Annotated in this window: 12 protein-coding genes; 6 read left to right on the top strand and 6 right to left on the bottom strand. The window is 72.6% G+C overall.

Annotated features, from left to right (window positions below; all coding sequences use genetic code 11):
• Window positions 1-19 precede the first annotated feature (19 nt).
• Entirely contained in the window at window positions 20-1,489 is a 1,470-nt protein-coding gene (locus tag Plo01_RS33315; protein WP_203894724.1) for a hypothetical protein, read from the top strand.
• 102 nt (window positions 1,490-1,591) lie between these two features.
• Window positions 1,592-2,905 carry an AAA family ATPase gene (locus tag Plo01_RS33310; RefSeq protein WP_203894723.1) on the top strand — a complete coding sequence of 438 codons (1,314 nt, stop codon included), beginning with the start codon at window positions 1,592-1,594 and terminating at the stop codon, window positions 2,903-2,905.
• Between the two features lie 199 nt (window positions 2,906-3,104).
• On the opposite strand, the gene Plo01_RS33305 is transcribed toward Plo01_RS33310, so the two are convergent.
• On the bottom strand, window positions 3,105-4,109 hold the full coding sequence (locus tag Plo01_RS33305; RefSeq protein WP_239317557.1) for a helix-turn-helix transcriptional regulator: 1,005 nt from the start codon (window positions 4,107-4,109) through the stop codon (window positions 3,105-3,107).
• Between the two features lie 101 nt (window positions 4,110-4,210).
• Between Plo01_RS33305 and Plo01_RS33300 the strand changes: the two genes are divergently transcribed.
• Entirely contained in the window at window positions 4,211-5,593 is a 1,383-nt protein-coding gene (locus Plo01_RS33300; protein WP_203894722.1) for an MFS transporter, read from the top strand.
• A gap of 121 nt (window positions 5,594-5,714) precedes the next feature.
• Here Plo01_RS33300 and Plo01_RS33295 read toward each other — a convergent pair whose 3' ends face one another.
• The gene (locus Plo01_RS33295) at window positions 5,715-6,668 is read right to left on the bottom strand and encodes a GNAT family N-acetyltransferase (RefSeq protein WP_203894721.1); all 954 of its coding nucleotides are present in this window, start codon (window positions 6,666-6,668) and stop codon (window positions 5,715-5,717) included.
• 101 nt (window positions 6,669-6,769) lie between these two features.
• Window positions 6,770-8,347 (bottom strand): MDR family MFS transporter, encoded by a 1,578-nt coding sequence (locus Plo01_RS33290; protein WP_203894720.1) that lies wholly within the window; start codon window positions 8,345-8,347, stop codon window positions 6,770-6,772.
• Window positions 8,348-8,487: 140 nt separating this feature from the next.
• Between Plo01_RS33290 and Plo01_RS33285 the strand changes: the two genes are divergently transcribed.
• From Plo01_RS33285 to Plo01_RS33275, 3 genes are all read left to right on the top strand, one after another.
• The gene (locus Plo01_RS33285; RefSeq protein ID WP_203894719.1) at window positions 8,488-9,039 is read left to right on the top strand and encodes a TetR/AcrR family transcriptional regulator; all 552 of its coding nucleotides are present in this window, start codon (window positions 8,488-8,490) and stop codon (window positions 9,037-9,039) included.
• Window positions 9,036-9,314, top strand: a complete 279-nt coding sequence (locus Plo01_RS33280) for a DUF4031 domain-containing protein (RefSeq protein WP_203894718.1) — start codon at window positions 9,036-9,038, stop codon at window positions 9,312-9,314. Before Plo01_RS33285 ends, Plo01_RS33280 begins: the two co-directional genes overlap by 4 nt.
• Before the next feature lie 85 nt (window positions 9,315-9,399).
• Window positions 9,400-9,849: an ATP-binding protein gene (locus Plo01_RS33275; RefSeq protein WP_203894717.1), complete on the top strand. Its 450-nt coding sequence runs from the start codon at window positions 9,400-9,402 to the stop codon at window positions 9,847-9,849.
• On the opposite strand, the gene Plo01_RS33270 is transcribed toward Plo01_RS33275, so the two are convergent.
• From Plo01_RS33270 to Plo01_RS33260, 3 genes are all read right to left on the bottom strand, one after another.
• Window positions 9,814-11,253 (bottom strand): WS/DGAT/MGAT family O-acyltransferase, encoded by a 1,440-nt coding sequence (locus tag Plo01_RS33270; RefSeq protein ID WP_203894716.1) that lies wholly within the window; start codon window positions 11,251-11,253, stop codon window positions 9,814-9,816. The two genes, Plo01_RS33275 and Plo01_RS33270, sit on opposite strands and share 36 nt — an antisense overlap.
• Window positions 11,210-11,416: a hypothetical protein gene (locus tag Plo01_RS33265; RefSeq protein ID WP_203894715.1), complete on the bottom strand. Its 207-nt coding sequence runs from the start codon at window positions 11,414-11,416 to the stop codon at window positions 11,210-11,212. Before Plo01_RS33265 ends, Plo01_RS33270 begins: the two co-directional genes overlap by 44 nt.
• Window positions 11,417-11,535: 119 nt before the next feature.
• A complete protein-coding gene (locus tag Plo01_RS33260) occupies window positions 11,536-12,384 on the bottom strand; it encodes an SDR family NAD(P)-dependent oxidoreductase (protein WP_203894714.1) in 849 nt (282 codons plus the stop codon).
• Window positions 12,385-12,426: the final 42 nt, after the last annotated feature.

Below are 12,426 nucleotides of genomic sequence, written 5' to 3'. Positions count from 1 at the left end.
GGCCGGCGGAGGAGGCCGCGTGAGTACGTTGCTGGCGCTGGCGCGGTTGCGGGCGATGCGGGACGGGGTGGCGCAGCGGATCACCACGGTCCGGCACTGCCACGTCTCGGAGCGGCCGATGGTGTTCATCCCGTTGAAGCTCGCCGGTGAGGCCGCGGCGCCGCTGGGGGCGATGGTGGGCACCGATCCGGATCATCCGCGGCTGCTGGTGGTGCCGCAGCCGCGCAACCGTGATCTGCGTTTCGCCTTCGCCGGAGAGCTGGCCGAGGTGCTGCTGCCGTACATCGAGAGCTTCCAGAAGGCCACCGAGACGGTGGAGAAGAAGGTCGGCGAGCCGTACGAGCGGTGCCTGGACGCGCCGCAGATCGTCGTGCCCAACCGGCCGGCGGTGGCGTTCACCGGGCTGCTGGGGCGCTCCACGCGGTTCCGCCGGGTGGACGGGCCGTACCCGGTGCATCCGTCGGTGCCGCTGCTGGGCCGGTGGCTGACGTATTTCACCGACCGGGCCTCGCAGCCGGGGTCGTCGCTGCTGCTGGCGGCGACGGACGTCCTGGGCGCGCACTGGGCGACGGGGCAGAGCGGCCTGGAGGACGCGAACCTGGCGGCGCTGGTGGGCTGGATCGATCCGCCGCCGGGGATGAGCGGGCCGCGGGCGGCCGAGGAGGCGGAGGATCCGCTGCTGTGGCCGCCGGCCGGGCCGGCGACCGACCCGGGGTTCGACAACGAGGTGCTGGGGCCGGCGATCCGGGCCTACGAGGACGCTCCGACGGCGCGGGCGGTGGAGCGGGTCGCGCAGGCGCTCCGGAGCCAGCTGGAGCCGACCTGGCGGCTGACGTGGCGGGCGGTGGAGCTGCTGCGGGCGCTGCCGGAGGGTTCGCGTGTGCGCGACCGGTGGGATGCGGACCGGGGGTCGTTCACCCGGTTCGTGGAGCGGATCGCCGAGGGCGGGCCGCCGCAGGCGCGCAGGGACGGCGCGGTGGGCGCGGCGGCGCGGCTGGCCGGGCTGGAGCGGGCGCGGGCCGGTTACGACGTGCAGCGGGCCTATGACGACCCGCTCGTCATGGCGGAGTACCGGCTGACCGGCGAGGCGTTCGCCGGGGTGGTCACGGGTGCCGAGCCGGAGCATTTCGAGGGCGAGGGCCGCTCGCGCAAGCTCCGGCCGCTGATCACTGTCCGGACGCAGGATCCGGTACGGCTGGCGCCCGGCGCCGTGCTGGGCAGCCCGGACCGGCGGGGCCACGGCGCCGAGGTGGTGGGGCTGGCCGGCGGCGAGATCACCCTGAAGATCGTCAAGGGGATGGGGCGGGGCAAGACGCCCGCTCCGGGAGCGGTCCCCCAGCCGGGTGAGCGGGTCTGCTACACCTCCCTGACCGACGACTTCCAGACCTCGGCGGCGCTGCCCGACCCCGAGCAGACGCCGTGGACCCACGGCGGCCCGCCGGAGGAGTACGCGCCCAGCGACGACGACGCGCAGGAGGAGTGGGAGTGACGCCCCCGAGAGCGGCGCCCGGCATCACGAAGTCCGGCGTCACACGGATCGCGGCGGCGCCCGGCGTCGCGGGAGCCGGGGTCCCCGGCGGGAGGAGCGGTCATGGCGCTTGAGATCGTACGGACCCCGACCCCGCAGCAGGAGGCGGCGGACGTCGTGGCGGACGTGCTGGCGGACCTGCCGCGCCACCGCGGCGTGGTGGTGGACTCCCCGCCCGGGGCGGGCAAGTCGACGCTGGTCGTCAGAGCCGCCGGGCACATCGCGGAGACCGGCGAGCCGCTGATGATCGTGGCGCAGACCAACGAGCAGGTCGACGACCTGGTGGAGCGGCTGGCGGCCGAGCATCCGGACCTGACGATCGGCCGGCTGTCGGCGAGCGGGTACACCGCGCCGGCCCGGATCCACGGGCACGCCAACGTCTCGGTGGCGAGCAAGCTGCCCGATCTGGGCGATCCCGCGGTGGTGGTGGCCACGGCCGACAAGTGGGCGTGGGTCGGCGATCGGACGTGGCCCTGGGCGATCGTCGACGAGGCGTACCAGATGCGCTCGGACAAGCTGCTGCGGATCGCGTCGTCGTTCGAGCGCGCGCTGTTCGTGGGCGATCCGGGGCAGCTGGACCCGTTCTCGATCGTGGACGGCGACCGGTGGGCGGGCCTGTCGTGGGATCCGGTGCAGAGCGCGGTCTCGGTGCTGCTGCGCCACAATCCGGACCTGCCGGTGCACCGGCTCCCGGTCTCGTGGCGGCTGCCCGCGTCGGCGGCGCCGGTGGTGTCGGAGGCGTTCTACCCGTTCACCGGGTTCCGGTCGGGGACGACGCACGCCGACCGGACGCTGGAGCTGACGGTGAACGGCATGCGGACCTCCTACGACCGGGCGCTGGAGACGGCGGCGGCCTCGGGCTGGGCGCTGTACGAGCTGCCGAACCGGCACACGATCCGCACCGACGCCGAGGCGGTGCAGGCGGTGGCGCTGCTGGCGGTACGGCTGCTGCAGCGGGCTCCGGTGGCGCACTCGGAGCGGGGCAGCCACCCGGTCACGGCGGACCGGATCGCGATCGGCGCGGCCCACCGCGACCAGGTGGCGGCGATCCGCGCGGCCGGGGTGCCCGACGAGATCACGGTGGACACCGCCAACCGGCTGCAGGGCCGGGAGTACGACGTGACGATCGTGCTGCACCCGCTCTCGGGGCGGCGTGACGCCACCGCGTTCCACCTGGAGTCGGGTCGGTTGTGCGTGCTCACCTCGCGGCACCGGCACGCGTGCGTCGTGGTGGCGCGGGCGGGCATCCCGGAGCTGCTGGACGCCCACCCGTCGGCCGAGCCGGTCCGGCTGGGCGTGCCGGTGAAGTTCCCGGACGGCTGGGAGGCCAACCAAGCCGTGATGGCCCACCTGGCCAAGCACCGGGTGACGCCCTGAGCCCCGGGTGACGCCCTGAGCCCCGGGTGACGCCCTGAGCCCCGGGTGACGCCCTGAGCCCCGGGTGACGCCCTGGGCTCAGGGGTGCTGCCCTGGCTCTGGGGTGCTGCCCTGGAACGCCCCGAGCCCGGGTGACGCCCTGGACGCCGGGCGACATCCTGCGTTCCGGGCGACGTCCCGGCCGCCGGACCCGTACCGGTCAGTGGACGTGGTCGGGGGTGGGAACCTCCAGGTTCGCGCGGAGCCAGGCGATGCGCTCGCGGCTCTCGTCGTCGGCGGGCGTGTAGACCACCATGCGGGTCTCCGGCGGCGAGGCCAGGGTCATGCTCGTCGAGACGGTGCGGATCAGCCCCGCGACGCTGTGCTGGAAGATCTTCATACGGCTGCCGGGCCTGGCCACGTCATGGGTGTCCCACATCCGGGCGAACTCGGGGCTCGCCGCCGAAAGGCGCCGGACGAAGTCGGTCCAGACGGGTTCGCCGAGATGGCGGCCGAACCCGGCGCGCAGGGTCGCCACCATCTGCGGGAGCTCCTCCTCCAGGTTGACCACCGGGTTGCAGCAGTCGCGGCCGGTGAACAGCTGCCAGAGCGCGTTGCGGGCGGCGGGCGGCTGTCCCGTCAGGTTGGGGAACATCCACTCGTAGGTGTCGTTCCAGGCCAGGAGGTCGTAGCGGGCGTTGTAGACCGCGGCGGGGATCGGGTCGAGCTGGTCGAGGATGAGCTGCGTCTCGGGTTCCAGGGTGCGGCGGCCCCCGGTCTCGGTCACCTCGGGCACGTCGGCGAGCCGGTAGAGGTGCTCGTGCTCGGCCGGGTCCAGCCCGAGGGTGCGGGAGATCGCGTCGAGCACCTGCACGCTGACGTTGATCGGCCGTCCCTGCTCCAGCCAGGTGTACCAGGTGATGCCGACCCCGGCGAGCTGGGCGACCTCCTCGCGGCGCAGGCCCGGAGTGCGCCGGCGCAGGCCGGGCGGGAGGCCGACGTCCGCCGGGGTGACGCGTTCCCGGCGGCTGCGCAGGAAGGCGGCGAGTTCCGTCCGGCGGGCGCCCGATCGGCTTCCCGCCGGCGTCCCCGCCCTCGCGGCAGGCCTGGCGTCCGCCGGCGTCCCCGTCCCCGCGGCGATCCCGGCGTCCGCCGTCGCGTCGCGGGCGCCCCGGCGGCTTCCGGTACGGCCGGCGGGGCGGGCGTCGGGCTGGGTCACGGTCACCTCCCCATGCTGACCGACATGCGACCCGCTTGCCAGGTGCTGCCGGTACCAGGATCGGCAGGCTCTCACTACCCGTATCCGCCCGGCCGCAGAGTCGTCCCATGACCGCTGTCTCCACGGGCCCCGCGAGGACTCCGGCCCTTCGCTCTCCCTGGCTGCTGACGATCCTCCTGAGCGGGCAGTTCATGGCGATCCTGGACGTCTCGATCGTCAATGTCGCCGCCCCCGTCATCCGTTCCGATCTCGGCGCGTCGGGTTCCGCGCTCCAGATGATCATTTCCGGGTACACCGTCGCCTACGCCATGCTGCTGGTCACCGGGGCCCGTCTGGGCGGCCGGTACGGCGGGCGGCGGCTGTTCCTGTCCGGCCTGGCGCTGTTCACCGCCGCGTCCCTGGCCTGCGGGCTGGCCGTCTCGGCGGGCCAGCTGATCGCCTTCCGGCTGCTGCAGGGCGCGGGGGCGGCGCTGATGGTCCCGCAGGTGCTGAGCATGATCCAGACGAACTTCGCGGGGGCGGCCCGGGTCCGGGCGCTCAGCCTGTACGCCGCGGTGATCTCCGGGGCGGCGATCGCCGGCCAGGTGCTGGGCGGCCTGCTGGTCTCGGCCGACCTGCTGGGCACTGCCTGGCGGCCGGTGTTCCTGGTGAACGTGCCGATCGGGCTGGGCCTGCTCGTCGCCGGGCGGCGGCTGCCGCCCGCCTCCGGACGCGGCGCCCCGCGGGCGCTGGACCTGCCGGGTCTGGTCACGCTCTCGGCGGCGGTGAGCCTGCTGGTGGTGCCGCTGGTGCTGGGGCACGAGCAGGACTGGCCGCTGTGGGGCTGGGCGGCGATGGCCGGGAGCGCGGCCCTGGCCGGGGTGTTCGTGGCGGTGGAGCGGCGGGCCGTCGCGCCGCTGGTGCCGGCGCGGGTGCTCGGCGCGCCGGGGGTGGTCCCGTCGGTGCTGGCGGTGCTCGGGGTCATGGCGACCTACGGGGGTTTCCTGTTCACGATCGCGCTGCACCTGCAGGGCCCGCTGGGCGCCAGCCCGGTCGAGGCGGGCCTGACGTTCCTGCCCATGGCGGTGGCCTTCGCCGCGGCCAGCCTCAACTGGCGGCGGATCCCCGAGCGGCTGCAGCGCCGGTTGATCGTCGCTTCGTTCGGCGTCGCCGGACTGGGTTATCTCGGCCTGGCGGCCGCGTTCGGCGGGGGCGGGCACGGGCAGCCGCTGCTGGCGGTCATGCTGGCGGTGACGGGGGCGGCCCTGGCCGGGACGTTCAGCCCGGTGCTCGGGGTGGCCCTCACGCATGTCGCCCCCGCCGACGCCTCCGACGCCAGCGGGCTGCTCGTGATGGTGATGCAGCTCGGCCAGGTGGTGGGCGTGGCGACGTTCGGCACGCTGTACCTGGCGCAGGGGTCGATCACGGCCGCCGCGGTGGCTCTGGGGGTCACGGCGGTGGCGGCGGGGGCGTGCGCGCTGCCCCTGCTGCGGGTGCGGCCCGCGCGCTGAGCCGTGCCCGCGGCCGGGACGCCGGCCGCGGGTACGGCCCCCGCATCGGGCTGCGCCCGATCCGGGGTCTCAGACCGTACGGAGGTCCCAGCCGTACAGCGGCCTCGGCCGTACGGAGGTCTCAGACCGTACGGCGCCAGACGTCGATGGCCAGCACCTGCCGCATGCCCACCGACAGGTACAGGTCCAGGGCGGGGGTGCTGTTGTTGGCGTCGACGTGCAGGTAGGTGCCGACCCTGCCGCGCCGGGCGTCGGCGGCGAACGCCGTGCGGAGCATGAACCGGCCCAGGCCGCGGCCGCGGAAGGCGGGCAGGACGGCGAGCTGGCGGACGTAGCCGCAGTTCTCGTCCCCGGCGAACATGTCCGTGCCGAGCAGCATCGCCGCGGGCTCGCCGTCGGCGTAGGCGACGAGCAGCTGGGACCAGTCGGTGTTGCTGGAGGCGTCCAGGTCGGCGAACCACTCGTCGAAGCCCTTGGGGACGAACCCGAAGTGCTCGGCGAACCCCGCCTGCTGGACGGCGTGGCCGTGACGGCGCACCTCGTCGGCGTCGCCGGCGCGGAGGGTGATCCCGGTCGGGGCGGCGGGTTCGGCGACCGGCCCCTCGTGGTCGACCAGGAGCCGGATGAAGCTGGTCGCGGGGGCGAAACCGCGGGCGGCGGCGACGGCGCGCTTGCCGCTGTCCTCGCGGTAGAGGCCGATGTCCAGGACGGCGCGGTCGTGGCCCTGCGCGGCGGTGATCTGCCTGGCCCGCTCGGTCACGGTGTCCCAGAGCCGGCCGGTGAGGGCCTGGGCGTCGGGGTGGATCACCACCTCGACGTCCACGTTGTCGCTGTCGCCCTTGCCGCGGGCCCAGGCCCAGGCGACCAGGCGGCCGGCTCCGTCGTGCACGAGCCAGCCGTCCTTTTCCTTGTCGAAGCCGGGCTCGTTGAGCTCGTCCACGACGTCGTCCAGGGTCATGTCCGCCTTGCCGATCACCTGCGTGTCGCAGAGCGAGATCAGCTCGTGGATGGCGTGGGCGTCGTCGGCTGCGGGGCGCCGGGTGACGTACCCGGCGGCGGTTGCGGTGCTGTCCATGGGTCGAGTCTGACCCAGCCGGCTTGGCGGCGGCTGGGTCGCGACTTGGCGGCCGCATGCTCGGCCGCGGCCGGGGAGCTCCGGCGCGGGGCGGCGGAGGCTCAGTCCGCGGCGGCCGGGACCGCGGGCGCGGCCTCCCCGTCCTGCTCGGGCCCGCCGCGCAGCGGGATCTCCTTGACGAACGCGGCCAGCAGCGGCACCACGACCGCGAACAGGATCGCCCACCAGAACACGTCGGCGATGGAGACCGCCAGTGCCTCCAGGAAGCCGCTCCGCACGGGGGCGGGCATCTGCTCCAGGGCGGCCGGGTCGAACTGGCCGCCGCCGGAGGCGAGCTTCTCCCCCTCCGCGCCGAACTTGGCGGTCAGGCCGTCGGTGAACCGGTTGTTGAAAACCGCGCCGAACAGCGAGACGCCGAACGAGCCGCCGATGGAGCGGAAGAAGGTGGAGGTGCTGCTGGCGACGCCCAGGTCCTTCTGCTCCACGCTGTTCTGCGCGATCAGCATGGTGGTCTGCATCAGGAAGCCCATGCCCGCGCCGAGCACCGCGATGAAGACGCCGGTCTGCCAGGAGGGGGTGGCGACGTCCATCAGCGACAGCAGCCACATGCCGAGCGCCATCACGACACCGCCGACGACCGGGTAGATCTTGTACTTCCCGGTGGTGGTGATGGAGCGGCCGACGAAGAGGGAGATCACCATGGCGGCGCCCATCATCGGCAGCATGAGCAGGCCGGAGTTGGTGGCCGAGGCGCCCTGGACGATCTGCTGGAACAGCGGCAGGAAGTTGATCGCGCCGAACATGGCGAAGCCGAGCAGGAAGCCGATCAGCGAGATCAGCGTGAAGTTGCGGTTGGCGAACAGGGCGAGCGGCAGGATCGGCTCGGCGGCGCGGCGCTCGACCGGGACGAAGGCCGCCAGGGAGACCACGGCGAGCCCGGCCAGGCCGAGGATCTGCGGCGAGTCCCAGTCGTACTCGCTCCCGCCCCAGCTGGTGATGAGGACCAGCGCGGTGATGCCGATGGAGAGCAGGGTCGCGCCGAGCCAGTCGATGCGGTGCTCGGTGCGGAGCTTGGGCAGCTTGAGCTTGGCCGCGAGCAGGGCCAGGGCGACGAATCCGACGGGCAGGTTCACGTAGAAGGCCCAGCGCCAGTCGAGGTGGTCGGTGATGAACCCGCCGACGAGCGGACCGGCGATCATCGCCAGTGACATCACCCCGGCCATCATGCCCTGGTACTGTCCTCGCTCGCGGGGCGGGACCAGGTCGCCGATGATGGCCATGGCGTTGACCATCAGGCCGCCCGCGCCCAGGCCCTGGAGCGCGCGGAAGGCGATGAGCTGGGCCATGCCTCCGTCGGGACCGCCGAGCAGCTCGGACCCGGCCATGCCGCACAGGGCCGATCCGATCATGAAGATGACGATGGAGATCAGGAAGATGTTCTTCCGGCCGTACAGGTCGCCGATCTTCCCCCAGATGGGGGTGGAGATGGTCGTGCCGAGGACGTACGCCGTGACCACCCAGGAGAGGTGGGTGATGGCCTGGAACTCGTCGACGATGCGGGGCATCGCGGTCCCGACGATCATGTTGTCGAGCATGGCCAGCACCATCGCGAGCATCAAGCCCGGCAGCACGACCATGACCTCGCGGCGCCGTTCCGGCGCCGGTGCGGTCTGCTTCACTTCCGTTGCCCCCAGGGAGGATCCAGCAAAATGATCTTACTTACTTGCCGACCGGCAAGTGTCCGATATGCTAAGAAAGTAGGCAACTTACTTGCCGGCCGTCAAGTAGATTTCCGAGCGGAGAGAACCGTACGAACGCCATGAGGGATCAGGCCGACACCCGCACCCGCATCCAGGACATCGCCCTGAAGCTCTTCACCGAGCAGGGCTACGAGGCGACCTCGCTCCGCGAGATCGCCGAGGCCCTCGGCGTGACCAAGGCCGCTCTCTACTACCACTTCAAGACCAAGGACGACATCGTCACCAGCCTGGCCGAGGACCGGCTGCGCAGCGTCGAGGAGCTGGCGGCCTGGGCGGAGACCCAGCCGAGCACCGACGAGACGCGCCGCGAGCTGATCCGCCGCTACGCCGACGAGCTGCACCGGAGACGGCACCGGGAGATCATGCAGTTCTTCGAGCGCAACCAGACCTCGCTGAAGCACCACCCGGTGATGGAGAAGACCCGCGCGAAGATGTTCGACCTCCTCGCCTTCCTCGCCTCCCCCGGCGACCCGGCGGCCGTCCGGGTGCGCAACTCCATGGCGCTGTTCGCCCTGCACGCGGCCTGGTTCCTGCTCAAGGACGACGACATGCCCGACGAGGAGCGGCAGGCCGCCGGCCTGGAGGTCGCGCTGGAGCTCCTGCGGCGGTGAGCGTGCTCATCGATCCGCCCAACTGGCCGGGCCCGCGCGGCCTGCTCTGGTCCCACCTGGTCAGCGACGTCTCCGTCGAGGAGCTGCACGCCTTCGCCGCCGCGCTGGGCGTGCCGCCCCGGGCCTTCGACCGCGACCACTACGACGTGCCCGAGACCGTCTACGAGCGGGCGATCGCGCTGGGCGCCGAGGCGGTGTCCGCCCGCGAGCTGGTCACCCGGCTCACCGCCGCGGGTCTCCGCAGACGCAAAGTCCGCCCCTCAACCCGCCAGTAGCAAAATCCGTCCTTAAATCGTTACATATCCGCATGGGTGACCTCGTCACGGGAAGGGCTATGGGCCAGCCGTGAAGGAGGAGACTGTGGAAGCCACGATCGCGTTGCGCCTGCCGCGCGACGCCGCCAGCGTTCCGGTCATCAGGCAGATGCTGGACTCGTCGCTGGACGCCCTGGGCGTGCAGCGGCAGATCCGCGAAGACATCCAGCTCCTGCTCTCGGAGGCGTGCTCCAATGTGATCAAACACGCCGCCTCCAGTGACGACTACATGGTGCGCACCGAACTCTGCCACGACCGCTGTGTGATCAAGGTGGTGGACGAGGGACAGGGATTCGACTTCACCGGGATCCACCGGGCCGCCCCGAGCGCGGAGTCCGGCCGGGGTCTGCAGATCATGGAGGCGCTGGCGGACAAGGTCCGTTTCGACAAGCGGGAGGAGAACGGCTCCATCGTCTGCCTGGAGAAGGAGCTCCGCTTCGACGAGAACGCCCCCGGAGAGTCACTGCTGCTCAGCGACGAGCTTGAGCTCCGATAGGGCGTCGCGGAGATAGTCGGCGATCGTCCAGACGTCGGGCACCATCTCCCGGCAGGCGATCACGCCGACGTCCAGCGAGCCGTCATAGGAGAAGACCGTGACGTTGAGGCCGCCGCTGCCATCGGTGATCACCGAGACGGGGTAGTAGGAGAGCAGCCGCGCACTGCAGACGTAGAGGGGGATCTGCGGGCCGGGGACGTTGGAGATGATCAGGTTGATCGGCCCGGCGGTCCCGGCGAACAGGTTGAAGGCGGCCCGCGCCGCCAGCCCGGTCAGGGCCGAGGGCATCATGTCGCTGACCTGCTGCAGCCAGCGGGCCGGGGCGAGCGACGAGCGGTCCTTGATCCGCTTCATCGCGTCCCGTACGGCGTGCAGCCGCTCCACCGGGTCGGCGATCTGCGTGGCCAGCGTGGTGATCATGATGGTGACCTGGTTGCCCGCGCTCTCGTCCCCCGGCGCGCGCAGGGAGAACGGCACCCCCGCGACGAGCGGCCGGTCCGGCAGGGCGTCGTGCTTGAGCAGCCACTGCCGCAGCGCCCCCGCGCACACGGTCATCACGACGTCGTTCACCGTGACGCCGAAGGTGTTCTTGATCTGCTTGACGTCGTCCAGCGAGAGCGCGGCGAAGGCGAACCTGCGGTGGGCGCTGATCCGCCCGCTGAACGGGGTGCGCGGCACGGTCATCCTGGGCAGCGCGGGCACCTGGCTGCCGCCGGTCACGCGGCGGGCCAGGCCCCGGGTCGCGCGGGAGACCAGCCCCGCGCCGGGCACCTGGGAGACGACGGGGATCTCGTCGAGGTGGGGGACCGCGTCGACCAGGAACTTGAGCGTGTTCGCCGGGTTGGCGACGGCCTTGGCCATGCCCCGGGCGATCATCTCGGCCGTTCCGACGCGCTCGGGCGGCCCGGCGGCCGGCTGCGCGGGCGGGGCCTGAACGGGCTCGGGCGAGGTGTCCAGCAGCGAGGCGAGCACGCCGGCGCCGGTGACGCCGTCGACCGCGGCGTGGTGGACCTTGATGTAGAGGGCCGTCCTGTCGCCGGCCAGGCCGTGGATCAGGTACATCTCCCACAGCGGGCGCCGCCGGTCCAGGCGCCGGGCGTGCAGCCGGGCCACCTGCTCCCCCAGCTGCTCGTCGCTGCCGGGTGCGGGCAGCGCGAGCTCGCGCACGTGGTAGTCGAGGTCGACCCTGGCGTCCTCGGTCCAGTACGGATGGTCCAGGCCCAGCGGGACCGGGACGAGCCGCTGCCGGAAGGGCTCGGCCACGTGGAGCCGGCCGGCCATCAGGGAGAGCAGGTCTCCCCGGGTCAGTCCGCCCTCCAGGATCGCCAGCCCGGCGATGTTCGCGACGTTCGTCGAGGTCTCAAGGTTCAGGAACTGCGTGTCCACCGCGCTGAGCTGCCGCATCGTCTACCTCCCGGGGGGTCTGCGCCCCGCCCTTCTCCCGTCCGGTGACGATGGCCAGCACCACGAGGACGATGAGCGCGATCGCCGCGATGGCCAGCACCGCCACACCGATGAGCCCGAACACGATCAGGATGGTGAAGATCTCGCCGATCAACTGACGCACCGGAGAGCACTGCCCGGATTATCCGCTTCGTACACCGGGTTCCCGTACACGGCAGGAAGTTCTCACCGCCGGGTGCCATCTCCGGCGCGTCCGCCCTGCGGCCGCCCGCCGTACCGGGATCACTCCAGGGCCGGCTCCCCCAGCAGGGAGAGCAGAGCCGCGTGCAGCCGGGCCGCGTTCGCCCGGTCGAACTCGGGGCGGTCGAGGCCGACCGGCCGGCCCCGGAAGAACGCGCTGAGCGGGCCGGCGGGCGGGCGGTCCAGGAGGGCGGCGATCGGGCCCACGGCCCGGTCCACGGGCTGGGCGAACAGGGCGGCCGCCGCCTTCGTCAGGCCGCGCATGGGCCGCCGGAGCGACTGCGTCATCCCGGTCGCGACGAACCCGGGGTTGTAGAGCACGTAGCGGGTCCGCCCGCCCGCGTGCCGCTCCGCGAACGACACGCCCAGCAGGTCGTTCGCCCGCGCGCCCTGCATCGTCACCCTCCCGGCCCGGTACGGCTCCCGCTCGCGCTGCAGATCGTCCCAGCGGATCGTCCCGGCCTTGATCCCGCCCACCCCGCACAGGCTGAGGATCACCGGGGTCCCGGCGGCGCGTTCCAGCGATCCCCGCAGCCCTTCCGCGAGCAGGTGGCGGCTGAGGACGTACAGGGCGAAGGTCTGCTCGAAGCCCTCGGCGGTCCGGACCCGGGCGGGGTTGTAGCGGTAGGCGCCCAGGACGAGGGCGTCGACGGCCGGGTGCGCGGCGGCGAGCTCGGCGGCGACGGCCCGCGACCGGGCGACCGAGCCGAGGTCGGCCTGGACGAACCCGGCCCGCTCGCCCGCGCCGAGCCGTACGGCCTCCTGCAGGAGACGCGCGCCCTTGGCGGGGTCGCTGCCCAGGACGACGACCCGCTCGCCTTCCGCCAGGCGGCGCAGGGCGAGCCCTCTGCCGATGCCGTCGGTGCCGCCCGTGATGACGATCGTTCTCATCGATCCTCCATAACTTGAGGGTCACCTCACTTTATTGAGAAG

Source organism: Planobispora longispora, from assembly GCF_016863135.1.
Lineage (GTDB): Bacteria > Actinomycetota > Actinomycetes > Streptosporangiales > Streptosporangiaceae > Planobispora > Planobispora longispora.
This window is presented reverse-complemented; position numbering and strand designations above follow the sequence as displayed.

What these genes read in the sequence shown, in the direction of transcription:
- Plo01_RS33310 (WP_203894723.1), top strand. Translation starts at nt 1,592, where the DNA reads ATGGCGCTTGAGATCGTACGGACCCCGACCCCGCAGCAGGAGGCGGCG.
- Plo01_RS33295 (WP_203894721.1), bottom strand. Translation starts at nt 6,668, where the DNA reads ATGGACAGCACCGCAACCGCCGCCGGGTACGTCACCCGGCGCCCCGCA.
- Plo01_RS33270 (WP_203894716.1), bottom strand. Translation starts at nt 11,253, where the DNA reads ATGCGGCAGCTCAGCGCGGTGGACACGCAGTTCCTGAACCTTGAGACC.
- Plo01_RS33260 (WP_203894714.1), bottom strand. Translation starts at nt 12,384, where the DNA reads ATGAGAACGATCGTCATCACGGGCGGCACCGACGGCATCGGCAGAGGG.
- Plo01_RS33300 (WP_203894722.1), top strand. Translation starts at nt 4,211, where the DNA reads ATGACCGCTGTCTCCACGGGCCCCGCGAGGACTCCGGCCCTTCGCTCT.
- Plo01_RS33285 (WP_203894719.1), top strand. Translation starts at nt 8,488, where the DNA reads ATGAGGGATCAGGCCGACACCCGCACCCGCATCCAGGACATCGCCCTG.